The organism is Streptomyces sp. NPDC005799, assembly GCF_040630525.1.
GTDB classification, from domain to species: Bacteria; Actinomycetota; Actinomycetes; order Streptomycetales; family Streptomycetaceae; genus Streptomyces; species Streptomyces griseorubiginosus_B.
In genome coordinates, this window is record NZ_JBEXXQ010000015.1 from 114,296 (window position 1) to 135,581 (window position 21,286).

Annotated in this window: 23 protein-coding genes; 11 read left to right on the forward strand and 12 right to left on the reverse strand. The window is 71.0% G+C overall.

The window, feature by feature from the left end:
* The first annotated feature begins 38 nt into the window (after window positions 1-38).
* The 4 genes from ABZ453_RS17120 (at window position 39) to ABZ453_RS17135 (ending at window position 2,365) form a co-directional block, all read left to right on the forward strand.
* The gene (locus ABZ453_RS17120) at window positions 39-350 is read left to right on the forward strand and encodes a PLD nuclease N-terminal domain-containing protein (protein WP_359015765.1); all 312 of its coding nucleotides are present in this window, start codon (window positions 39-41) and stop codon (window positions 348-350) included.
* A 123-nt stretch (window positions 351-473) separates the two neighbouring features.
* Window positions 474-1,880 carry a cytosine permease gene (locus ABZ453_RS17125; RefSeq protein WP_359015766.1) on the forward strand — a complete coding sequence of 469 codons (1,407 nt, stop codon included), beginning with the start codon at window positions 474-476 and terminating at the stop codon, window positions 1,878-1,880.
* A gap of 78 nt (window positions 1,881-1,958) precedes the next feature.
* Window positions 1,959-2,177 (forward strand): DUF2191 domain-containing protein, encoded by a 219-nt coding sequence (locus ABZ453_RS17130; RefSeq protein WP_359015767.1) that lies wholly within the window; start codon window positions 1,959-1,961, stop codon window positions 2,175-2,177.
* Window positions 2,174-2,365, forward strand: a complete 192-nt coding sequence (locus tag ABZ453_RS17135) for a hypothetical protein (protein ID WP_359015768.1) — start codon at window positions 2,174-2,176, stop codon at window positions 2,363-2,365. Before ABZ453_RS17130 ends, ABZ453_RS17135 begins: the two co-directional genes overlap by 4 nt.
* 274 nt (window positions 2,366-2,639) lie before the next feature.
* Here the strand turns inward: ABZ453_RS17135 and ABZ453_RS17140 are convergent, their stop codons facing one another.
* Window positions 2,640-3,899: a PucR family transcriptional regulator gene (locus ABZ453_RS17140; RefSeq protein WP_359015769.1), complete on the reverse strand. Its 1,260-nt coding sequence runs from the start codon at window positions 3,897-3,899 to the stop codon at window positions 2,640-2,642.
* 100 nt (window positions 3,900-3,999) lie between these two features.
* Between ABZ453_RS17140 and ABZ453_RS17145 the strand changes: the two genes are divergently transcribed.
* Both ABZ453_RS17145 and ABZ453_RS17150 read left to right on the forward strand, forming a co-directional pair.
* Window positions 4,000-4,449: a nucleoside deaminase gene (locus ABZ453_RS17145; protein WP_208780159.1), complete on the forward strand. Its 450-nt coding sequence runs from the start codon at window positions 4,000-4,002 to the stop codon at window positions 4,447-4,449.
* Window positions 4,430-5,416, forward strand: coding sequence for a 2-oxoglutarate and iron-dependent oxygenase domain-containing protein (locus tag ABZ453_RS17150; RefSeq protein ID WP_359015770.1), 987 nt, complete (start codon window positions 4,430-4,432; stop codon window positions 5,414-5,416). The genes ABZ453_RS17145 and ABZ453_RS17150 overlap by 20 nt, the downstream gene beginning before the upstream one ends.
* Before the next feature lie 59 nt (window positions 5,417-5,475).
* Here the strand turns inward: ABZ453_RS17150 and ccsB are convergent, their stop codons facing one another.
* The 7 genes from ccsB to hemL all read right to left on the reverse strand — a co-directional run bounded on the left by ccsB (window position 5,476) and on the right by hemL (window position 13,234).
* Window positions 5,476-6,579 (reverse strand): c-type cytochrome biogenesis protein CcsB, encoded by a 1,104-nt coding sequence (gene ccsB / locus ABZ453_RS17155; RefSeq protein ID WP_359015771.1) that lies wholly within the window; start codon window positions 6,577-6,579, stop codon window positions 5,476-5,478.
* Window positions 6,576-8,339, reverse strand: coding sequence for a cytochrome c biogenesis protein ResB (locus tag ABZ453_RS17160; protein ID WP_359015772.1), 1,764 nt, complete (start codon window positions 8,337-8,339; stop codon window positions 6,576-6,578). Before ABZ453_RS17160 ends, ccsB begins: the two co-directional genes overlap by 4 nt.
* 3 nt (window positions 8,340-8,342) lie before the next feature.
* Window positions 8,343-9,113, reverse strand: a complete 771-nt coding sequence (locus ABZ453_RS17165; RefSeq protein WP_240869354.1) for a cytochrome c biogenesis protein CcdA — start codon at window positions 9,111-9,113, stop codon at window positions 8,343-8,345.
* Between the two features lies 1 nt (window position 9,114).
* On the reverse strand, window positions 9,115-9,732 hold the full coding sequence (locus tag ABZ453_RS17170) for a TlpA disulfide reductase family protein (RefSeq protein ID WP_359015773.1): 618 nt from the start codon (window positions 9,730-9,732) through the stop codon (window positions 9,115-9,117).
* Window positions 9,733-9,809: 77 nt separating this feature from the next.
* Window positions 9,810-11,093: a hypothetical protein gene (locus ABZ453_RS17175; RefSeq protein ID WP_359015774.1), complete on the reverse strand. Its 1,284-nt coding sequence runs from the start codon at window positions 11,091-11,093 to the stop codon at window positions 9,810-9,812.
* 141 nt (window positions 11,094-11,234) lie between these two features.
* The gene (locus ABZ453_RS17180) at window positions 11,235-11,918 is read right to left on the reverse strand and encodes a histidine phosphatase family protein (protein WP_359015775.1); all 684 of its coding nucleotides are present in this window, start codon (window positions 11,916-11,918) and stop codon (window positions 11,235-11,237) included.
* On the reverse strand, window positions 11,915-13,234 hold the full coding sequence (hemL, locus tag ABZ453_RS17185; protein WP_359015776.1) for a glutamate-1-semialdehyde 2,1-aminomutase: 1,320 nt from the start codon (window positions 13,232-13,234) through the stop codon (window positions 11,915-11,917). Before hemL ends, ABZ453_RS17180 begins: the two co-directional genes overlap by 4 nt.
* 385 nt (window positions 13,235-13,619) lie before the next feature.
* Between hemL and ABZ453_RS17190 the strand changes: the two genes are divergently transcribed.
* The gene (locus ABZ453_RS17190; RefSeq protein WP_208780150.1) at window positions 13,620-14,258 is read left to right on the forward strand and encodes a hypothetical protein; all 639 of its coding nucleotides are present in this window, start codon (window positions 13,620-13,622) and stop codon (window positions 14,256-14,258) included.
* 33 nt (window positions 14,259-14,291) lie between these two features.
* On the opposite strand, the gene ABZ453_RS17195 is transcribed toward ABZ453_RS17190, so the two are convergent.
* On the reverse strand, window positions 14,292-15,143 hold the full coding sequence (locus tag ABZ453_RS17195; RefSeq protein WP_359015777.1) for a helix-turn-helix transcriptional regulator: 852 nt from the start codon (window positions 15,141-15,143) through the stop codon (window positions 14,292-14,294).
* An 87-nt stretch (window positions 15,144-15,230) separates the two neighbouring features.
* Here ABZ453_RS17195 and ABZ453_RS17200 point away from each other — a divergent pair, with 87 nt between their 5' ends.
* Window positions 15,231-16,049 carry an SDR family NAD(P)-dependent oxidoreductase gene (locus tag ABZ453_RS17200; protein ID WP_359015778.1) on the forward strand — a complete coding sequence of 273 codons (819 nt, stop codon included), beginning with the start codon at window positions 15,231-15,233 and terminating at the stop codon, window positions 16,047-16,049.
* Window positions 16,050-16,076: 27 nt separating this feature from the next.
* On the opposite strand, the gene ABZ453_RS17205 is transcribed toward ABZ453_RS17200, so the two are convergent.
* On the reverse strand, window positions 16,077-17,699 hold the full coding sequence (locus tag ABZ453_RS17205) for a hypothetical protein (protein WP_359015779.1): 1,623 nt from the start codon (window positions 17,697-17,699) through the stop codon (window positions 16,077-16,079).
* A 116-nt stretch (window positions 17,700-17,815) separates the two neighbouring features.
* On the opposite strand from ABZ453_RS17205, the gene ABZ453_RS17210 reads away from it, so the two are divergent.
* Entirely contained in the window at window positions 17,816-18,520 is a 705-nt protein-coding gene (locus ABZ453_RS17210) for a GAF and ANTAR domain-containing protein (RefSeq protein WP_359015825.1), read from the forward strand.
* Between the two features lie 57 nt (window positions 18,521-18,577).
* Here the strand turns inward: ABZ453_RS17210 and ABZ453_RS17215 are convergent, their stop codons facing one another.
* Window positions 18,578-19,276 carry a hypothetical protein gene (locus tag ABZ453_RS17215; RefSeq protein WP_359015827.1) on the reverse strand — a complete coding sequence of 233 codons (699 nt, stop codon included), beginning with the start codon at window positions 19,274-19,276 and terminating at the stop codon, window positions 18,578-18,580.
* On the opposite strand from ABZ453_RS17215, the gene ABZ453_RS17220 reads away from it, so the two are divergent.
* Both ABZ453_RS17220 and ABZ453_RS17225 read left to right on the forward strand, forming a co-directional pair.
* A complete protein-coding gene (locus tag ABZ453_RS17220; RefSeq protein ID WP_359015780.1) occupies window positions 19,263-19,535 on the forward strand; it encodes an acetyl-CoA synthetase in 273 nt (90 codons plus the stop codon). The two genes, ABZ453_RS17215 and ABZ453_RS17220, sit on opposite strands and share 14 nt — an antisense overlap.
* 9 nt (window positions 19,536-19,544) lie before the next feature.
* Window positions 19,545-20,735, forward strand: a complete 1,191-nt coding sequence (locus tag ABZ453_RS17225; RefSeq protein ID WP_359015781.1) for an MFS transporter — start codon at window positions 19,545-19,547, stop codon at window positions 20,733-20,735.
* Between the two features lie 22 nt (window positions 20,736-20,757).
* Here ABZ453_RS17225 and ABZ453_RS17230 read toward each other — a convergent pair whose 3' ends face one another.
* Window positions 20,758-21,213: a DUF3515 family protein gene (locus tag ABZ453_RS17230; RefSeq protein WP_359015782.1), complete on the reverse strand. Its 456-nt coding sequence runs from the start codon at window positions 21,211-21,213 to the stop codon at window positions 20,758-20,760.
* Window positions 21,214-21,286: the final 73 nt, after the last annotated feature.

Here is a 21,286-nt window from a genome sequence, read left to right on the forward strand (position 1 = left end):
CCGGGGCCGACTCACCACCGCTGGGAGAGCACGCGAGCATGCTGAGGTATCTGCCGTTCCTTCTGGTGCTGGCCCTGTGGATCTACGCCTTCGTGGACTGTCTGAACACTCCCGAGGAGGAGGTGCGCGGACTGCCAAAGGTGGCCTGGGTGATCGTCATCCTGCTGTTCGGCGAGGTGCTGGTCGGGCCGGTGGCCTGGCTGATCGCCGGAAAGAACCGGTCGGCCGCCAACGGATCCGCGGGGCCCGCCGCGCCAGGGCGCTGGGTCGCGCCGGACGACAACCCCGACTTCCTGAAGTCCCTGGACGACACCAAGGGCGACAAGGACACGGACAAGAACGCGGAGTGAGCCGCCGCGGCGCCGGGACCGCCCCCACGGCGGCGGGCCGTACAAGGTGTACGTCGCCGCAGCCCCCGAAGCGGACAGTGCGTCCCTGGGCCCGGACAGGTCGGAACCGGACACTTGGCTCGTATGACGACTGCTCCCGCCGACTCCGCCGGCACCCTCGCCCCCGCCTACGGTGACAAGGTCATCGCCGTCGAAACGGCGGGCTCCGAGCCCATCCCCGATGCCGAGCGGCACGGCGGCCCGCTCCAGCTGCTGTGGACGTGGGCCTCACCGAACATCGAGTTCGCGACCGTCTACATCGGTGTGATCGCGGTCCTCTTCTTCGGGCTGAGCTTCTGGCAGGCCACGGCCGCCATCGTGCTCGGCACCGCGGTCGGCGCGATCACCCAGGGCGTGCTGTCGCTGGACGGGCCCCGGTTCGGGGTGCCGCAGATGGTGATCGGCCGCCTCTCCTTCGGCTACCTCGGCAACATCCTGCCCTCGGCGGCCAACGGCCTGGTCGCCGGGGTCGGCTGGTTCGCGGTGAACAGCGTGAGCGCGGCCTTCGCGCTCAACACGCTGACGGGTCTGCGCCCGCTGCCGTCCCTGTTCCTCGTGGTCGTGGCCGAGATCCTCATCGGCTTCATCGGCCACAACTTCGTCCACACCTTCGAGAAGTACGCCTTCCCGGCGCTCGCGGTGATCTTCCTGCTGGCAGGCGTGTGGACCTTCAAGGACGCCCACCTCGGCGGGGGCGGCACCGGTGGCGGGATCGGCGGTTTCCTGCTCGCGTTCAGCGCGGCCTGGGGCTACGCGGCGGGCTGGAACCCCTACGCCACGGACTACTCGCGCTACCTCCCCCGCACCGCGAACCGACTGAAGACGATCCTCTACCCGGCCGTCGGCCTGTTCGTGTCCGTCGCCGTGGTGGCGGTCATCGGTGCGGCGTCGGCGACGATCCTGGCCCCGAAGGACGCCACCCCGACGGCCGCCTTCACCGGCCATCTGCCGGGCTGGCTGGGCGACCTGGTGCTCATCGCGATCATCCTCGGCGGCATCTCGGCGAACGCCCTCAATGTGTACTCCGGGGCGATCTCCATCGCGTCCTTCGGCCTGAACCTCCCCACCTGGCTCAGCCGCGGGGTGCTGGTCGTGGTGTCGGGCGTGGCCGGTACGGCGGCGGCGTGGGCGTCTCTGGACGACGCGGGGGCGGCGTACGAGGCGTTCCTGCTGGTGATCGCGTACTGGGTGGCGCCCTGGCTCGGGGTCGTCCTGACGGAGCGCTGGCTGCAGTCCCGCACGGCGACGGACGAGGTGCTGGCGGCCCGCCTGAGGGACCGCGCCTTCACCAACTGGCCCGGCCTGGCGGCCCTGTTGATCGGCGTCGCGGTCTCGGTCCCCCTCTTCTCCAACCAGGAGGACTACGTCGGCTACGTCCCCAAGCACTGGCCGTCCTTCGGCGACATCACCCCGGTCGTCGGCTTCGTGGTGAGCGCGGCGCTGTACGCGGTGCTGCGGAGCCGGGGACGGGGTACGAGCGTGGCTGCCTGAGCGGACCGACGGGGCCGGGCCTGCCCACCTTGATATACAGGCACTGTCCTGTATATCAAGGTGTGCTCGGGAGGCCGTGTGTCCAGGACCCTGGTCGACATCGACGACGACATGCTGGCGTTCACCCAGCAGCAGCTCGGCACCAAGACGAAGCGGGACACCATCAACCGCGCCCTGACCATAGCGGCCGCGATCAGCGCGGACGACCGGGCACGGGCACTGCGCTGGCTGCAGGAGAACTCGGAGGACTACCTCGACTTCGAGGCCCTCGAGGCGCTGGAGCGCTCAGGGCAGTGACGTATCTGGCCGACACCTCTGCGGTCTGGCGTCTCCTGCGCGGGCCCATCACATCCCCCTGGCCCGAACCCGTCGCGCGGGAACTGCCGGCCGTCTGCCCGCCCGTCGAGGCCGAGTTGCTGCGCGCAGTACGCGCGGACCGCGACCACGAGCCCTTCTTCACCATGCTCGGCCAGACCTTCGGCTGAGTACCCGCGCCCGACGACGTCTGGCCGAGGGTCATCGCCGTCCAGCGAGAGCTGCTGAAGATCGGCCATCACCGGGGCCCGTCACCCATCGACATCCTGATCGCTCTGACCGCGGAACACCACCGACTGACCGTCCTCCACGTCGACGACGGCTTCGGCGCCATCGCCAAGGTGCGACCGGGCATCCCGATGATCCGCCTGCAGCCGGACATCCGATGAGACCGGAGGTGTGCGGCGACCACGGCCCGAGTCCACGCCCTCCGCACACCCTCCGTCAGGCCACCGTCCGCAGCCCCCGCACCTGAGTCGCCCCCATCCCCCGGACCACCCGGTGTGCGCAGGCCGCCTGCAGCAACTCGCCCAGGAGGTCGGGGTCGTCGATCTCCAGGCCGAGCAACGACTCGATGCGCTCCAGGCGTTGGTACAGGGACTGTCGGCCGATGTGCAGCAACGACGCCGTGCGCGTCGGCGAGCATCCGTGCCGCAGATGCACCTCCAACGTCCGCACCAGGTCACTGGGATGCGCCGCCTCCCACGCCAACAGCGGCCCCAACGTGTGCTGCACCAACCGGGCAAGCCGGTCCCGGTTGGTGTCCACACCGCCACGGGTCAGCTCCCGCTCCAGGGCGAGCGCGCGAGCGGACGTCACCAACGGCCCTTCCGGCACAGCCGGTTCCGCGGCCGGCACGGTCAGCGCCAGTTCCAGCGTCGTACGGGCCGCACGCAAGGTGTCGCTCCAGCGCAGCCAGCCGCCGCCCGCGTCCACGGCATGCCCGACGGCGACGGTGAGCCCGGACTCGGCGGCGCCGCGGAAGGCGTCCTGGACGGCGCGGATCGGGTCGCCGGTCCCGGCGGCGGGCAGCGCGAGCAGGGCCAGCACGTCGCCCGGGAAGGCCGCCCGCAGTACCGCGGCCCCGCACAGCAGCCGTACGGCCCGGTCCACCGCGCCGGTCTCCCGGGTCCCGTGCACGGACACCCCGATCAGCCGTGCCCCCGGCCCCGGATGGAACCCGGCGAGGGCCGAACGGGCCTCCACCTCGGGCTGGTTGAGGGCCGCCCGGTCGGCGAGGTCGGCGAGCAGGGCGGCCGTGTGGTCGTCGCCCCAGGGCCGTACCACCGACCGCCCGGACAGCCCGCGCGCGACGATCGCCCGGTTGGCCGCCTCGGTGATCCGCACGAAGGGCACGACCCGGTGCAGGGCCAGCAGGGGCAGGCCGAGGCGGTCGGCCTCGTCGACGACCTCGGCGGGCATCTGGGGCAGGGCCCGGCCGATCTCCACCGCCAGCCCCGCCGCACCGCGCGCGGCCAGCTCACGGACGTACCGCCGCCGTACCTCCTCGTCCGCGTCGGTGAGTCCGAAGCCGTTGGTGAGCAGCAGTTCGCCGCCGTCGAGGAAGTTGGCGCCCTCGTACACCTCGCTGGAGTGGACCCAGCGCACGGGGCGGTCGAGGGCGGTCCGTCCGGTCAGCAGGCGGGGCTCGGAGGCGCGTACGGGATCGAGGTCCAGGACTTCGCGGAGCGTGAGGGCGGCCACGGGCACCTCCTGGGCGTGGACAGTTCGTCCGGCGGCGGGTTGCCCGGAGAGTACTTTCCGCACGTTGCCCTCGTGTTTCGGCCACAGGAGAGTGGAACGTATGGATCAGGCACAGGCACACACCTGGCTCGCCACCGCCGTCGCGGAGGCCCGCGCCGGGCTCGCGGAGGGCGGCATCCCGATCGGGGCCGCGCTCTACGGCGCCGACGGCACGCTGCTCGGGCGGGGCCACAACCGGCGCGTCCAGGACGACGACCCCTCCATGCACGCGGAGACGGCCGCGTTCCGTAACGCGGGACGGCAGCGGTCGTATCGCGGTACGACCATGGTCACCACCCTCTCGCCCTGCTGGTACTGCTCCGGACTGGTCCGGCAGTTCGGCATCTCCCGGGTCGTCGTCGGCGAGGCGGCGACCTTCCACGGCGGGCACGACTGGCTGGCCGAGCACGGCGTGGAGATCGTGCTGCTCGACGACCCCGAGTGCATCGGCATGATGCGCGACTTCATCAAGAACCATCCGGCTCTGTGGAATGAGGACATCGGTGAGTGACGCCCCTGCCCCGCGCATCCCGACCATCGATCTGCGGCCCTGGCTGGAGGGCGACGCGGACGCCCGCGCGGCCATCGCCCGTACCGTCGACGAGGCCCTGCAGAGCGCCGGGTTCCTGCTGGTGACGGGGCACGGGGTCGACCCGGTCCTGCGCTCGGGGATCCGGGAGGCGGCGCGGGCCTTCTTCACCCTGCCCGTGGACGTCAAGCAGCCCTACGAGGCGAAGGTCGGCGGCCGCGGCTGGCTCGGGCCCGGCGCGGAGGCCAACGGCTACTCGGAGGGCACCGAGACCCCGCCCGACCTGAAGGAGTCGCTGACCTTCGCGACGCACGAGCCCTTCGAGGACCCGGTGATCAACGCGGAGTGGTACGCGCCCAACGTGTGGCCGGCGGAGGTGCCGGAGCTGCGGACGCTGTGCGCCGAGTACCTGGAGCGGATGGCGGAGCTGGAGAAGCGGCTGCTGTCCCTGCTCGGCGAGGCGCTCGGCCTGGAGGGCGACTTCTTCTCCCGGCACATGGACCATCCGACGTACGGCTTCAACATCAACTGGTATCCGGGGACGGACGTCGTCGGCCGGCCGCAGCCGGGCCAGTTCCGCATCGGCCCGCACACCGACTTCGGGACGGTGACGATCCTGGACCGGCAGGCGGGCAAGGGCGGGCTGCAGGTCTACACCGACGAGGGCGGCTGGGAGGACGCGCCGTACGATCCCGACGCCTTCACCATCAACATCGGTGACCTGATGGCCCGCTGGACCGGCGACCGCTGGCGCTCGGGCCGGCACCGGGTCCTCCCGCCGCCGGCCGACGCCCCCTCCGAGGAGCTGATGTCCCTGGTCTACTTCGGCGAGTGCACCCCGGGGACGGTCGTGGAGTCCGTTCCGGCGCCGGTGGGGCGGGTGGCGTACCCACCGGTCGACTCGCATGTGTACCTGCGGGAGAAGCTGGACTCGATCACGGTCGGCTGACCGGCTTCTCCCACGGCCACGGCTGCCGCACGCCCGCGGCTGCTACCCGCCCGCCGCCGCTACACGCCCGCGTACGAGTGCTTGCCCGAGACGAAGATGTTGACGCCGTAGTAGTTGAACAGCCAGCAGCCGAAGGCGATCAGGGCCAGGTAGGCGGCCTTGCGGCCCTTCCAGCCGGCGGTGGCGCGGGCGTGCAGGTAGCAGGCGTAGGCGACCCAGGTGATGAACGCCCAGGTCTCCTTGGGGTCCCAGCCCCAGTAGCGGCCCCAGGCGGACTCGGCCCAGATCGCGCCCGCGATGATCGTGAACGTCCACAGCGGGAAGACGGCCGCGTTGACGCGGTAGGAGAACTTGTCCAGCGAGGAGGAGGCGGGCAGGCGCTCCAGGAACGAGGTGGCGAAGCGGCCGGGCGTGCCGCCGTTCTCCAGTTTGGTCTCGTAGGAGTCCTTGAAGAGGTACAGCAGCGTGCCGACCGCGCCCACGTAGAAGACCGCGCCGCACAGGATGGCGGTGGAGACGTGGATGTACAGCCAGTACGAGTGAAGGGCGGGAACCAACTGATCACTGGCGGTGTACAAGACAGTGACGGCGATGCCGAGATCGAGGAGGACCGTCGTGATCAGGAACAGGCCGAGCCAGCGGACGTTCTTCTTCAGCGCGAGCAGCGTGAGGTACACGGTGACGGCCACCGCGGAGAACGTGATGTTGAACTCGTACATGTTGCCCCACGGCGCCCGCTCCACCGAGGCCGCGCGGGCGATCACGCCGGCGAGGTGGATGAGATACGCGAGCACGGTGAGCGAGATGGCGATACGCCCGTAGAGGTCGCCCTGCTCGTCCCCGCCGTGCGCCCCTGGCCCGTCCGGCACGTCACGGGCACCGGCCGCGGATCGTACGACGACCTTGGGCCGCTCCAGTACGGCGGTGCCGCCGGCCTTCTGCACGGTGACGGCCGGGGCCTTGCCCTTGGCGCCCTCGGCCTTCCCCGTCAGCGCGGCGGCCGTACGGCCGATCTTGCTGCGGCTGCCGAAGATCCACTCGGCGATGTACGTGAAGAAGGCCAAGGTGTAGACGGCCATCGCGGAGTAGATGAGCGTGTTGCTGATGTTCGCGAGGTGTTCGTTGGTCGCGGTGGCCAACTCGGTTCCGGCGGAGAGAGTCACTTCTCAGCCCCTTCGGCAGGTACGACTTGGGGGTCGGGGGTGGTGGAGTCGTCTTGGTCTGGGGAGCCGGCGTCGGGTTCGGCGTCGGGGTGGTCCGGGGAGTCCTCTTCGGGCTCGGGTGCACCGGGTGCCTGGTCGTAGAGGATTCCGGCGAGGTCGCCGAGTTCCTCCGGGACCTTCGCGGACTCGCTGCGGCCGAGGCCGGCCATCTCGACGACCGTGATGCCGTCGGGACCGGTCACCGCGCGCACCCAGACGCGGCGACGCTGGATGAACAGGGAGGCGGCGAGACCGAAGATCGCGACGAGGGAGCCGGCGAGCGCCCAGTCGGTGCCGGGCTGCTGGACGATCTGGAAGTTCGCCCACTCCTTGGTGGTGTCGTAGGTGATCGACCCGGCGCCGTTCGGCAGCTGCATGGTCTCGCCGGGCTTCAGGTTCGCCCTGAGCTGCTGGCCCTTGGCGTCCTTGAACTCCTTCACATGCGACTTGTCGAGCTGGTACACGCTCTGCGGGATGCCGGAGTTGACCCCGAGGTCACCGTGGTACGGCGTCAGGTTGAGCACCGGGTTGAGCAGGGCGGGGAAGGTGGAGGCGGTCTCGGTGCCCTTGGTGTAGGTGGGCAGGAGGAACGCCGAGATGCCCAGCTGCTCGCTGACGCCCTGGGCGTTCCGGTAGCCGTCGAGGACCTTGACCACGCCGGTGGAGGTGACGTTGGAGTCGAGCGGAAGGAGGGGGACGGCGTCGCGGTAGACGACGTTGCCCTTGCCGTCGCGGACGGTGATGAGGGGGGCGTAGCCGTGGGCGGTCAGGTAGACCTTGGCGTCGCCGATGGACAGCGGTTCGTTGACCTTGACGAGCCTCTTCTTGCCCTTGCCGTAGGCGCCCTGGCTGTAGGTGACGGCGGCCTGGTAGGTGCGCGGGGTGCCCCGGTTGGGACCGTTCATCTCGTACGTGCCGGTGAACTTGTTCAAGTGGAAGCTGAACGGCACCAGGTCGTCGGTGGTGAAGAGGTTGCCGGACTTGAAGTCGTCGTACTGGGTGGTGGTGTTGGAGAAACCGTCGCCCTCGACGATCAGCTTGTTGCCCTCGGACTTGTAGAGCTGGCCCCAGGCGAAGGCGGTCAGCAGCACGATCAGGGCGATGTGGAAGGCGAGGTTGCCGATCTCGCGCAGATAGCCCTTCTCGGCCGCGACGGCGTCACCGGAGAGGTGGGCGCGGAAGCGGCGCTTCTTGAGGAGGACGAGCGCGGCCTCACGGACCTGCTCGGGTTCGGTCTCGGTGCGCCAGGTCGTGTACGCGGGCAGCCGGGTCAGCCGCCGGGGGGCGCCCGGCGGGCGGCCGCGGAGCTGGCCGACGAACTGCCAGGTGCGCGGGATGATGCAGCCGATGAGGGAGACGAACAGCAGGATGTAGATCGCGGAGAACCACACCGAGCTGTAGACGTGGAAGAGGCCGAGCTTGTCGTAGATCGGCGCGAGGACGGTGTGCGCCTTGCGGAAGTCGGCGACCTTGGTGGCGTCGATGCCGGACTGCGGGATCAGCGAGCCGGGGATGGCGCCGAGGGAGAGGAGCAGGAGCAGCAGCAGCGCGACCCGCATGGAGGTCAGCTGCCGCCAGAACCAGCGGGCCCAGCCGATCACGCCCAGGGAGGGCAGGTTCGGCAGGTCCTCCCTGGGCGCGGTGGACAGCTGGGAGCCGGCGGCGCCGAGGTCCGCGTCCTCGGCCCGCTCGGGGGTCGTACCGGTTGTGGTCTTGCTCATCGATCAGATCCCCACGGTGAAGCCGGCGGACCAGGACTGCATGTCCTGCACGATTCGGTCCCAGGCGCCGGTGACCAGGAGCAGACCGGTCACGATCATCATCGTGCCGCCGATCCGCATCACCCAGACATAGTGGCGCTTGACCCAGCCGAAGGCGCCGAGCGCCTTGCGGAAGGCGACCGCGGCGAGCACGAAGGGCACGCCGAGGCCGAGGCAGTAGGCGACGGTCAGTATGGCGCCCCGTCCGGCGCTGGACTGCTGGGAGGACAGGGCCAGTACGGAGGCGAGCGTGGGTCCGATGCAGGGGGTCCAGCCGATGCCGAACAGGGCGCCCAGCACGGGGGCGCCGGCGAGACCGGCCACGGGCCGTTTGTGGAAGCGGAACTCACGCTGGGTCATCCAGGGCATCAGGCCCATGAAGAAGACGCCCATGAGGATCATGAGCACGCCCAGCACCTTGGACAGGATGCCCTTGTTGTCCTGGAGGGTGTCACCGAAGAAGCCGAACAGGGCGCCGCTGGAGACGAACACGGCGGTGAAGCCGAGCACGAACAGGGAGGCGCCGGCGACCATGCGTCCACGCCGGGCCTCGGCGAGGTCGGTGCCGGTGACGCCGGTGACATAGGAGAGGTAGCCGGGGACGAGCGGGAGGACGCACGGGGAGAAGAAGGAGACGAGTCCGCCGAGCAGCGCGATGGGCAGGGCGGCCAGCAGGGCGCCGTTGAGCACCGTGCCGTTGTAGCCCGTCGCGGCGAGCGTGGTGACGGATGTCACGTCACTTCTCCGCGAGGACCGGGGCGATCATGCTGCGCAGCTTGTCCTCGCTGAGCGCGGCCAGCGAGCGGGCGGCGATCCCGCCCTCGCGGTCCAGGACGAGCGTGGAGGGCACCGCCTGCGGGTTGAGGGTGCCCTTCTTGAAGCGCAGCATCAGCTTGCCGGTGGGGTCGTAGAGGCTGGGGAAGGTGACGCCCATCTGCTTCTCGAAGGCGACCGCGTTCTGGACGCTGGTGTCGCGGGTGTTGATGCCGACGAACTGCACGCCCTTGGCCTTGAAGCTCTCGTAGACCTTCTCGAGGCCCGGCGCCTCGGCGCGGCAGGGGGCGCACCAGGAGCCCCACACGTTCAGGACGACGACCTTGCCCTTGTAGGAGGCGACGTCGAGCTGCTGCCCGTTGACCGTCTTGCCGGACAGGTCGGGCGCGGCGGCGCGCTCCCCCTTCCTGGCGGTGGAGATGCCGTCCTTGCCCATGACGAAGTTGGTGTCACCGCCTCCGCCTGAGGTGCCCCCGGAGCTGCACGCGGACAGGGTCAGCGCCGTGGCCGCGGCGGCTGCGGTGAGCAGGACGGCACGGCTGCGGTTCGAGCGCAGGGGGACGTGGCTGGCGGCACTCATGTGAAAAGTTTCGCATGCCCGTTCCGGGGATCTTGCCCGCCCCCCTCACGGACCCCGCAGGGCCAGGAAGCCGCATGTCAGGCGGCTTGACCGGAGGGTGAGGACGAGGAGGACGGGGTCGGCTGAAGGAACGCCTTCCAGCCGCCGGCGGGGCGCTGTCCGACGTCGAGCGTACGGAGCTTGGCGAGCATCTCCGGCTTCTGCACGTCCATCCAGTCGACGAACTGCCGGAAGGAGACCAGCCGTACGTCCGCGCCCTTCTCCTTCTCCCGGGCGATGTGCTTGAACGCCTCCTCGACGGCGTCCATGTAGATGCCGCCGTTCCAGTGCTCGAAGTGGTTTCCGATGAAGAAGGGCGCCCGGTTCGACTCGTATGCCCGCTGGAAGCCGGATATGTACGCCTGCGCGGACTGGGTGCGCCAGCCCGGGTAGTTGTAGGCGGGCGCCTTGGTCGTGTTCAGCGACTGGTTGGCGAGCATGTTGTAGTCCATCGACAGGACCTCGAAGGACCGGCCGGGGAAGGGGATCTGCTGCAGCGGCAGGTCCCACACGCCCAGCTTCTTGTCCGGCCACACCTGCCGGCCGCCGGGCGAGGAGGCGTCGTAGCGCCAGCCCAGCGACCTGGCGGTGGGCAGCAGGTTGTTCTGGCCGAGCAGACAGGGCGTACGGCCGCCGACGAGTTCCTTCTCGTAGTCGAAGGGGAGGGAGGGCAGGTCGGTCCAGCCGGTGTTGGTGCGCCACTGCTTCACGAACGCCTTGGCCTGCTGGATCTCGCTGCGCCACTGCGCGGGCGTCCAGTTGCCGACGGTGCCGTGGCCGGAGCAGAAGTGGCCGTTGAAGTGGGTGCCGATCTCGTGGCCCTCGAGCCAGGCACGGCGGATGTTGGTGAGCGTCGCCTTGACGTGCTCGTCGGTGAGGTAACCGATGTCGGAGGCGCCGCGCGGGTTGTTCGGCGGGTCGTAGAGCCGCTTCTTCGACTCGGGCAGCAGGTACAGCCCGGACAGGAAGAAGGTCATGGACGCGCCGTGCTGCTTGGCGAGGTCGAGGAAGCGCGGGAAGAGGCCGTTGCCGACCTCGCCGGCGCCGTCCCAGGAGAAGATGACGAACTGGGGCGGGGTCTGGCCGGGCTCCAGGGGCTCGGGCTTGGCCGGCTGATGGGGCTGCTTGCCGCTGAAGGAGGTCGAGCCGTCGCCGATCGGCTTGGCCGGATGCGCCGTACTCCCGGACTTCTTGCCGCCCTTGGAACCCGACGCGGGGTGCGGCCCGTCTGACGGGTTGAGGGTGCCACAGCCGGCGAGTCCGGCGGCCGCCGCGGCTCCCGCGCCCAGCCCGAGCATTCCCCTGCGAGAGAGTGCGCGCATTCCAACCCCGATTCGTCATGTGCTCTGGTGGTCACCCATTCAGAGGACATGACGAACGGGAAGGTTCCTCGCGATCACACTAATCCCGCAATAAATGTCACGAACGTGTCATAAGACACAAGATGAACGTCCTGTGCGGGTTCAGGCGCCGAAGGCCTTGCTCTTGCCCTTCGCCGGCCTGGCGCCCGCGAGGAGATGAGCGGGCACCAGATCGCGGGCCGGCTCGGTGTAGCCGACGGACACGATCTTGTCACCCCGGTAGGTGAAGCTCGTCAGCGAGGCGAGGGTGCACTGCCGCTTGCGCGGGTCGTGCCACAGCCGCCGCTTCTCGACGTAGGAGCGCACGGTCCAGATCGGCAGCTGATGACTGACCAGCACCGCCTCGTGCCCACGCGCCTGCTCCTTGGCGGCGTCCAGTGCCTGCATCATCCGTACGACGATGTCGACGTACGGCTCGCCCCAGGACGGCTTGAACGGGTTGACGAGGTACTTCCAGTTCTCCGGCTTCCTGAGCGCACCGTCGCCGACGCCGAAGGTCTTGCCCTGAAAGATGTTGTCGGCCTCGATGAGCCGCTCGTCGGAGGCGAGGCCGAGCCCGTGCGCCTTGGCGATCGGCGTGGCCGTCTCCTGCGCCCGCTCCAGCGGCGAGGCGCAGACGTAGGTCACGTCCCGGGAGGCGAGGTGCTCGGCGACCCGGTCGGCCATCTGCCGCCCGAGCTCCGAGAGGTGGTACCCGGCGAGACGGCCGTAGAGGACCCCGTCCGGGTTGTCGACCTCGCCGTGCCGCATGAGGTGTACGACCGTGATGTCCTGCTGCTCGCTCATGCTGCTGTGGCCTCCGCCGCCGCTCGGGCCGCCGCCGGGAGGGCGTCGGCGATGCGCTGCACAGCCTGCTCGTCGTGGGCCGTGGACACGAACCAGGACTCGAAGGACGAGGGCGGGAGGTAGACGCCCTGCGCCAGCATCGAGTGGAAGAAGGCGGTGAAGCGGAAGGACTCCTGCGCCTTCGCGTCCTCGTAGTCACGCACCGAACGGTCCGTGAAGAAGACGGAGAACATGTTGGAGGCGCTCTGCAGCCGGTGCGCGACGCCTTCCTTGGTGAGTGCCTCGGTGACCAGCGCCTGGATCTGCTCCGACACGGCGTTGACCTTGTCGTAGGCGGCCTCGTCGAGCAGGCGCAGCTGGGCGAGGCCGGCCGCGGTGGCGACCGGGTTCCCGGAGAGGGTGCCGGCCTGGTAGACGGGCCCGGCGGGGGCGAGGTGCTCCATGACGTCCTGCCGGCCGCCGAAGGCCGCGGCCGGGAAGCCGCCGCCCATGACCTTGCCGAAGGTCATCAGATCGGGCTCGACCCCGTCGATGCCGTACCAGCCGGAGCGGCTGGTACGGAACCCGGTCATGACCTCGTCGGAGACGAACAGCGCGCCGTTCTTCGCGCAGGCGTCCTTCAGCCCCTGGTTGAACCCGGGCCGCGGCGGCACCACGCCCATGTTGCCGGGCGAGGCCTCGGTGATCACACAGGCGATCTCGCCCGGGTGCCGGTGGAAGGCCTCGTTCACGGCCTCGAGGTCGTTGTACGGCAGCACGATCGTGTCGCCGGCCTGGGCACCGGTGACACCGGGGGTGTCGGGCAGGGCGAACGTGGCCACCCCGCTGCCCGCGGCGGCGAGCAGCGAGTCGACGTGACCGTGGTAACACCCGGCGAACTTGATCACCTTGGAGCGCCGGGTGAACCCGCGGGCGAGCCGGATGGCGCTCATGGTCGCCTCGGTCCCGCTGCTGACCAGCCGTACCTGCTGAACGGGCGCCACCCGGGCGACGATCTCCTCGGCGAGCGCGACCTCGCCCTCACCGGGAGTGCCGAAGGACGTACCGCGCGAGACGGCGTCCTGGACGGCGGCGATGACCTCGGGGTGGGAGTGGCCGAGGATCATGGGCCCCCAGGAACACACGAGGTCCACGTAGTCCCGGCCGTCCGCGTCCGTCAGATACGCGCCCCGGCCCGACACCATGAACCGGGGCGTGCCGCCCACGGCCCGGAAGGCGCGCACCGGGGAGTTCACGCCGCCGGGCGTGACGGCGGCCGCGCGGTCGAACAGCGCCTGCGACTCGGGGGCTTCGTATGGATATGGCAGTTCGCTCATGACCTGCGGCTTCTCCGACCTCTCGGGCTGGGCGGGCTCCGGGTGCCCGGTAACCTCCCCAGGGTAGGTCAGCGGGGCGCGGCGGCAGCGGGGCACCACCGCCGTCCAGCTGCTGACCCGGGGAACAGTCGCGGCCCGATGTGATCTGCGAAACTGGGACCTGATACACACACCTCGAACGGCCCTGTCGTACGTATAGGAGTGCGTACGGATGTACGGCTGATGTACGACCGGGTGTACGGAGGCTTGTTCAGGGGCTGCGAAGATCCTGCGGACAGGTGTTTCACCGCACGTTTCGGCGGGCGGCCGTGGGGGAGGTCACTGACACGATGATCGGGTTGCGCGGCGGGGGCCACGCGTCCTAGAAAAGCAGTCGGGTGGAGATATGCATCGCGGTGGCGGACTGGGCGAGGGGACTGACGACCTGGGTCCTCGACGGGCCCAGCGGGGAAGGCACCGACGCGAGGCGGAGGAAGCTACCGAGAGACGTCAGGGACAGGGTGTACCGAGTGAGCCCGAACCGTTCGACCGGCGGACCGACCGCCGGCTCGACCGGCTGCGGGCGGGGAGCAGGAATGGTGGTCGGGTGGGGGTGACGTACAAGTACTTCGGCGCGCCGGACGGCGCGACCGCGGCCCGCGTCCCGATCTCGATGCGCCCCGAGGAACTCGGCGGCGACGAGCTCGGCATGAACGGCATGTTCACGAAGATCAAGCCGGAGACGATGGCTGCGATGGTCCTCACGGGCATAGAAGGCGTGCCCCTGCACAAGGTCCCGCCCCTGGAACTGGTCGTCCTGCACCCCGACTACGCCGTGGTCAAGCTCCCCATGACGGTCGTCGACCCCCTCCGCGGCATCGGCGAGGAGGCGGTGGGCGCGGCGGCCTTCATCTGGTCGACGGTCCCGGACCGGGGCGGCCCGCGGGACGCGTTCAACGTGTACCAACTGCTGCACGAGTGGCAGGACTTCAGCCACCGTCTGCATGAGGCGGGGCATCAGCCGTACTGCTTGGTGTGGCCCTGAGCCGCGGTTCTCGCGGTTCTCGGGGAGCGCCCGTCAGGCCGAGTAGTGGGCGGCCTCGGCTCCCAGGACGTTCAGCAGGTCCAGGGCCTCGGCGCTGCGGGATCCCGGTGGTGCCGTGTAGAGCACGAGGTACTGGTCGCGGTCGGTGAGGCTGAGCGTGTCGCAGTCGACGGTGACCTCGCCGACGCTCGGATGGCGGAAGGTCTTGGTGAGCATGGGCGCGGCCTGTACGTCGTGCCGTTCCCAGAGCCGGGCGAAGTCGGGGCTGCCGGTGCGCAGTTCGTCGACCAGGCCGGTCACCTCCGGATCCGTCGGGTAGCGGGCGACGGTGGCGCGGAGCTGCGTGACCACGTGATGCCGGAACTCGGCGGCGTCGGAGATCCCGTACGGCGTGGCACCGTCCCGTGCCGGTCCGAGGAACACACGGCGCGCGAGATTGCGGTCCCTGGGGGCGAGCGGTGCGAAGTCCTCCATGAGCGCGGCCGCGAGATCGTTCCACGCGAGGACTTCGAACGCGGTGGACATCACGAAGGCGGCCGTCTGCGGAAGCCGTTCGAGGAGCGCGAGGATGCTCGGGCGGACGTCGCGCCGGTGCAGTCCGGTGCGGTTGGGCGCAGTGCCCGCGAGGGTGTGGAGGTGGTCGGACTCGGCGTCGGTGAGCCGTAGCGCGCCCGCTATACCGGCGAGGACCTCGGCCGACGGTCGCGGCGCCCTGCCCTGCTCGAGCCGGACGTAGTACTCGGTGGAGATGTGCGCGAGGACCGCGACCTCCTCGCGGCGCAGACCGGGGGTACGGCGTCGGGGTCCGGTGGGCAGGCCGACGTCCTGCGGGCACAGCCGCTCGCGGCGGCTGCGGAGGAACGCCCCGAGTTCCTGTTTGTCCATACGCCCAGTGTGCCTGCGGCACGGGGGCGGATCCTGGTACAGCCTGTGCCTGTATCCGGCCGGCGGGCGACCGGACGCTTGGGTGTCATGACGAACACCACGAACACCACGAAGACCCCGAAGACCACAGACACCGCACACAGCGCACCCGTCGGCCTGCTCACCGGCAAGGTCGTGTTCATCACCGGCGCCAGCCGCGGCATCGGGGCGGCCGCCGCCCGGCTCTTCGCCGCCGAGGGCGCCGCCGTCGTGCTCGCCGCCCGCGGCACCGACGCCCTGGAGCGGATCGTCAAGGAGATCCGCTCCGAAGGCGGTACCGCCGACGCCGTCACCCTGGACCTCGCCGATCCCGCGAGCATCCGCGCCGCGGTCGACCGCGTCGGGGAACTGCACGGACGACTCGACGGCGCCTTCAACAACGGCGCGGTGATCCAGCAGCCGGGCCCGCTCGACACCACCAGCGACGAGGACATCGACGCGCAGTTCGCCGTGAACTTCCGCTCGCACTGGACCGCCATGAACGCCGAGGCCGCACTCATGCGCCGCGCCGGCGGCGGGGCGATCGTCAACACCTCCAGCATCGGCAGCCGCCGCGCCAACCCCGTCCTGCCCGCCTACGGCGCCATGAAGCGCGCGCTCAACAGCATCACCGAGACCGCGGCCAGGACCTGGGGCCCGGAGGGCATCCGCGTCAACGGCATCACCCCCGGCGGCACCGCCACCGAGATGATCGACGCGTGGGAGGCGGCGACCCCGGGCGTGGTCGAGGCCAACAACGCGGCCACTCCGCTCGGCCGCATGGCCGAGCCCCGCGAGGTGGCCGAGGCCGCCGCATGGCTGCTCAGCGATCGCGCCTCCTACGTGAGCGGTGCCATCGTCCCCGTCGACGGCGGCGCCGGCGCCTGACGAGAGCGGCCCGCGCCCCGGGCCGTCTCAGCCGATGGCGTACGCCCGGTACACCGTCTGCACCGAGCTGTCCCCGGCGGTGTCCGTCACCTCGGAGCGCAGGGCGACGGCGCCGGAGGCCGGGTTGTGGACGGACGCCTGCCAGGCCGTGCCGGAGTGGGTCACGGTCGCCGCCTTCCAGGTCCTGCCGCCGTCGGCGGACGACCAGACCCGGACGGACTTGACGGTCACGCCGGTGAGCCTCGTGTCGGGTCCCTGGGACTCACGCCCGGGGGTCACACCGACCGTCGTGGTGGAGTTCGGCGCGGCCTGGTTGTGGCTGTTCAGCCCGGCGGGCAGGAAGCGGGTCAGGAAGACCGGCGCGACCCACGCCCTGGCCGGGTCGGCCACCTTGAAGTGCCAGTCGAGGGTGACGCGCGAGCTCAGCATGCCGGCGGGGAAGGTGATGCCCGGACGGTAGCGCTGGCCGTCGACCGTCAGGCGGTACCAGCCGGCCGAGCGAACGGGGGCGGAGAACTCGTCGTCGCTGTTGCGCCAGTCCGTCAGGGTCTGCTTCTTGACGGTGGTGGCCCCCTTGGACAGGACCACCGTCTCCTTCGTGATGTCCCCCGAACCACCGCCCACGTCGGGGTCATTGACCAGGCCGTCCGGCCAGAAGGTGACGGACCGGTCCCCGAGCAGCGGCAGGTTGTGCGTCGGACCCCACACCGCCCGGCCGAAGGACTGCGTGACGCTCTGCCCCGTCTTCAGTGTCCGCAGCTTCGGGAAACCGCCGCTGACGTCCTCGCCGTTGCTTCCGCTGATGTCGTCGCGCGGCTGCCAGGTCCCGGGGGTGACATGGACGGTGGCGCCGTACGGGGCGTTGTCGTCGCGCACCCCGGCCATCAGGTCGGTCGTGCAGTCGTCGACCTTCGGCTCGGCCTGGAGCGCGGTGTAGACCTGGGTGCCCATCTCGGTTCCGCTGCGCACCGCGAAGTGCACGCTCGCCAGCTGGGACCGCTTGAACGACCCGCCGGGCGCTGCCGGGATGCCCTTGCTGTTCTTCACGACGACGTAGCCGTCGTCGCCCGACCACTGCGCCAGGTACCCGAACTGCAGCAGCGGGGAGGAGTTGGGGATGGCGTACAGGGAGCCCTCGTCGTTCCAGCCGCCCGCGCTGAACGCGTCCGGCATGTCCATGCTGGCGGCGCACACCTGCGCGCTGATCCGCGGCGGGCCCGTCACGTCGGCGGGCGTGTCCAGCGACACCTTCACGGCCTTGCCCTTGCGCGCGTCCAGCGTCACCGCCTTGTTTCCCGACACCTGGACGACCTGCGCGCCGATGGTGTCGGTGCCCAGACCGTCCGGGGCGCTCTCGTAGATGTCGGTCATCGCCAGGTAGCGCCCCGACGGCAGACCGAGCCGCTTTCCGGAACTGACGCTGTACGTCCGGCCGGACGGCACGGCGACGACCGTGACCGTCGTCGCGACCTTGGCGCCGTGCCGCCCCAGCGTGGTCACGGTCAGTGAGGCCGACGCCGCCTGCGCGGCGGCGGCGGACACGAACAGCGGCGCCAGCGCGGCCACGCCCACGACAGCGAGCGTTCTTCTTCGCACCATCATCCGTCGCACCATCTTCAACTCCCCCTCCAGCCCCCGAAGTCGGCCCATCGTAGCCATGGCGCGGACATGGCAGACCCAAGGAAGGAGCCGCGCCTGATCAAGCTGTGACAAAGACGCGCCCGGTGCCCGAGGGTAGGGTTGCCGCACTGGTGTCGAGGTGGGTGATGGCGGTGGAGTGGCGGGAATTCGCCGAGGCGATGGCCCAGCTCGCACGGAACCTGCTCGCGCAGGAGTCGCTGCAGGGGACGCTGGACGAGATCGCAGCCTCGGCGGTGCGGCTCGTGGAGGGCTGCGACGCGGCCGGGATCCTGGCGATCCGCAAGGGCCGGGCGGTCACGCTGGCCTCCTGCGGGGAGATGGTCGAGGCGTCCGACCGGCTGCAGGGCGAGCTGGCCGAGGGGCCGTGCTTCGACCTCGCCCGCGGCGTGAAGGGCGCGGACGGCGAGCGGGTGTTCCGCATAGCGGATCTCACCGGACCGCAGCCGACCTGGCCGCGGTTCGCCGCGGCGGCCCGTGATCTCGGCATCGGCAGCATGACCGGTGTGCTGCTCTACACCCATGACGAGGACTTCGGCGCGCTGAACCTGTACTCCCGCCGCCCCGGCGCCTTCGGCAAGGACATCGAGACCGCCGGCTGGCTGCTGGCCTCGCACGCCGCCGTGGCCCTGGCCGACGCCCGCACCATCGACCAGCTCGAGGACGCCATGAAGACCCGGCACGCCATCGGCGAGGCCATGGGCATCCTCATGGAACGCCACAGGCTGAGCGAGGACGACGCCTTCGACGTACTGCGCCGCATATCCCAGCAGCACAACATCAAGCTGCGCGACGTCGCCCAACGCGTCCGCGGCGACCGCGGCGACCGGTGATCGTCTCCGCGGAGCCCTCTTACCGCGTCTTATTGCAACATACTTGCAACAACTCCCTCAAAGCATCAACATGATCCCTGACGGGGTCGGCCCGATCGTCTTCTCACCCGGCGCCCGCCGGCCCGGCCGACCCCGTTCGAACCCGGCGCCGGTCAGACGGCCGCGGTATGGGACGTGGCGTGCGTCGGCGCCCCGTCCATCGTGCTCATGTCCCATCGTGCTCATGTCCATCGAGCCCATGCCGCTCATGTCCATGGCGGTCGTAGACCCGGCTGTCCCGGTGGCCGACCGGGCGAGGGGGAACGCCTCGTGCAGTGCCGTCTGGGCGGCGACCACGACCGAGACGATCAGCGGCAGCCCGCGTTCACCCCCGGCCAGACACCAGCGGACGGAATCGGGGGCATCCTGGTGTCCGTACGCGCGGACCGGGAGGTGCGGGATGCGGTGGTGGGCCGGGGTGTGGGTGGCGGCCGGGGTGGTCGCGCTGGTGGCGTGCGGCGGGTCCACGGGAGGTGGTGGCGGGTCGGCTTCGCCGTCCCCCGGCCGTTCGTCGGGACCACCCGCCAGTCCGTCGGCCGGCCCGTCGTCCACCGCTCCCGCGAGCCCCTCGCCCACTCCTCCGGCCAGCCCCTCCGGGAGCCGGCCCGCGTCCCCGAGTGCGTCCGCCTCCGCGGCGGGCTGCGTCGCCGGGCACGCGGAGGTCACCGTCGCGCCGGGCGACCCGGTCGAGCGGCAGTTGTGCGTGCGGCCCGGCACCGTCGTGACGCTGGTGCTGCGGCCCCGCGTCGACGACCGCCGCTGGACGGCCGTGAACACCTCCGCCCCCGCCTTCGTCGTGGTCTCCGGCTGGCGGCGGGACGCGGACGGCACCGCGCATGCCTCGCTGCGCAGCGCCGGCACCCGGGGCGGCACCGCCAGGATCAGCGCGCTGGCGAAGGCCCCGGACGTGGCGGGCGCGGCCCGGCCCGTCTTCACCCTGCGGGTGAGTGTGGTGCCGTACCCGACGCAGGGGTAGGCACGCCGGATGACCTTGATGCGCCCGTGGCGGTTCGTGCTGTGGTTCGGGACCGTGAGTCTGCTCGCCGACTTCGTGTACGAGGGCGCCCGCTCGGTCACCGGCCCGCTGCTGGCGTCGCTGGGCGCGTCGGCGCTGGTGGTGGGCGTGGTGACGGGGGCCGGGGAGGCGGCGGCGCTGGGGCTTCGGCTGGTCTCCGGCCCGCTCGCGGACCGAACCCGCCGCTTCTGGGGGCTGGCGATCGCCGGATACGCGCTGACGGTCGTCTCCGTACCGCTGCTGGGCGTGGTCGGCGCGCTGTGGGCGGCCTGCGCGCTGGTGATCGCCGAGCGGGTCGGCAAGGCCGTGCGGTCCCCGGCGAAGGACACGCTCCTCTCCCATGCCACCGCCGCGACCGGCCGTGGCCGCGGGTTCGCCGTGCACGAGGCGATGGACCAGGTCGGCGCCCTGGTCGGCCCGCTCGTCGTGGCCGGGGTGCTCGCCCTCACCGGCGGTGACTACGGCCCCGCCCTCGGCGTCCTCGCCCTCCCCGGCGTCGCGGTGCTGGTGCTGCTGGTGTGGCTGCGGTCGAGGGTCCCGAACCCACGGTCGTACGAAGAGGAACACCCACCTCATGAGCACGAGCCCGCCACCCCGGAGTCCGCACCCGCGGCGGGCAGCCGACTCCCCCGCGCCTTCTGGACGTACGCGGCGTTCACCGCCACCACCACCGCCGGCTTCACCACCTTCGGCGTGCTCTCGTACCACCTGGTCGAACGGCATCTGCTGGCCGCCGCCTGGGTGCCGGTCCTGTACGCCGCCGCCATGGCCGTCGACGCGCTCGCCGCACTGGCGACCGGCTGGCTGTACGACCGTCAGGGGGCCCGCGTGCTGGTGGTCCTGCCGGTGCTGGCGGCCGTGGTCCCGGCGCTGGCGTTCACGGCGACCGTGGGGTTCGCGGTGGCGGGTTCCCTGGTGTGGGGCGCGGCCATGGGCGTTCAGGAGTCCACCCTCCGTGCGACGGTCGCCGACCTGGTGCCGCCGGGCCGGCGCGCGACGGCCTACGGCGTCTTCGCCGGGGTGGTGGGCGCGGCGAGCCTGGCGGGCGGGGCGCTGACCGGCGCGCTGTACGGCACGTCGATCCCGGCGCTGATCGCGGTGGTGGCGGGCGTGCAGGTGCTGGCGCTGGTGCTGCTGGGGGTCAGCGCGCGCGCCGCATGACCGCGATGGCCGGCCGCTCCGTTCAGCCGGTCGTCGGTACGTCGTCCTCGCCGATGCATCTGGCGTGCGGGGCGAGCGGCCGTACCGCGCCGCTGAGTTCGACGAGGACGTCGTCGACGGCGGTGACCCGGTCCGAGATCTCGATCTCCACGGCGGGGTCGCGGCCGTACGTGACCAGCACCTTGCGGCCGTCGTGCGCTCTCGGCCGCCAGACCCAGTCGACGTCATCGACGTTCACGCAGACGTCGGTCGTGGCGGCAGGCGGCTCCAGCCCGCAACGCGCCGTCACCGCCCCGTCGCCCCACACGGCAGCGCCGGGCACCCCGGCATCGGCACGCTCGAGCCCCGCGAGCCCGGAGGGATACCCGTCCACGACCCGCCGACAGGCAGCGCTGTCGCCCCGGGCCGCAGCGTGCAGCCCATGACCACTCGCCCGCACCTCATGCATGACGAGCGCACCCCCCAGAACCAGCCCCACGATCCCGGCTCCCACCCCGCCCCACACCCTGCCAGCCGCCACACCCAGCCCCCTCCCCGCCGACCGACCGCCC

Coding starts and splice junctions, on each gene's coding strand:
- ABZ453_RS17120 (WP_359015765.1), top strand. CDS start 39: ATGCTGAGGTATCTGCCGTTCCTTCTGGTGCTGGCCCTGTGGATCTAC.
- ABZ453_RS17125 (WP_359015766.1), top strand. CDS start 474: ATGACGACTGCTCCCGCCGACTCCGCCGGCACCCTCGCCCCCGCCTAC.
- ABZ453_RS17145 (WP_208780159.1), top strand. CDS start 4,000: ATGGATCAGGCACAGGCACACACCTGGCTCGCCACCGCCGTCGCGGAG.
- ABZ453_RS17150 (WP_359015770.1), top strand. CDS start 4,430: ATGAGGACATCGGTGAGTGACGCCCCTGCCCCGCGCATCCCGACCATC.
- ABZ453_RS17160 (WP_359015772.1), bottom strand. CDS start 8,339: ATGAGCAAGACCACAACCGGTACGACCCCCGAGCGGGCCGAGGACGCG.
- ABZ453_RS17170 (WP_359015773.1), bottom strand. CDS start 9,732: ATGAGTGCCGCCAGCCACGTCCCCCTGCGCTCGAACCGCAGCCGTGCC.
- ABZ453_RS17175 (WP_359015774.1), bottom strand. CDS start 11,093: ATGCGCGCACTCTCTCGCAGGGGAATGCTCGGGCTGGGCGCGGGAGCC.
- ABZ453_RS17180 (WP_359015775.1), bottom strand. CDS start 11,918: ATGAGCGAGCAGCAGGACATCACGGTCGTACACCTCATGCGGCACGGC.
- hemL (WP_359015776.1), bottom strand. CDS start 13,234: ATGAGCGAACTGCCATATCCATACGAAGCCCCCGAGTCGCAGGCGCTG.
- ABZ453_RS17190 (WP_208780150.1), top strand. CDS start 13,620: ATGCATCGCGGTGGCGGACTGGGCGAGGGGACTGACGACCTGGGTCCT.
- ABZ453_RS17195 (WP_359015777.1), bottom strand. CDS start 15,143: ATGGACAAACAGGAACTCGGGGCGTTCCTCCGCAGCCGCCGCGAGCGG.
- ABZ453_RS17200 (WP_359015778.1), top strand. CDS start 15,231: ATGACGAACACCACGAACACCACGAAGACCCCGAAGACCACAGACACC.
- ABZ453_RS17205 (WP_359015779.1), bottom strand. CDS start 17,699: ATGGGCCGACTTCGGGGGCTGGAGGGGGAGTTGAAGATGGTGCGACGG.
- ABZ453_RS17210 (WP_359015825.1), top strand. CDS start 17,816: ATGGCGGTGGAGTGGCGGGAATTCGCCGAGGCGATGGCCCAGCTCGCA.
- ABZ453_RS17225 (WP_359015781.1), top strand. CDS start 19,545: ATGACCTTGATGCGCCCGTGGCGGTTCGTGCTGTGGTTCGGGACCGTG.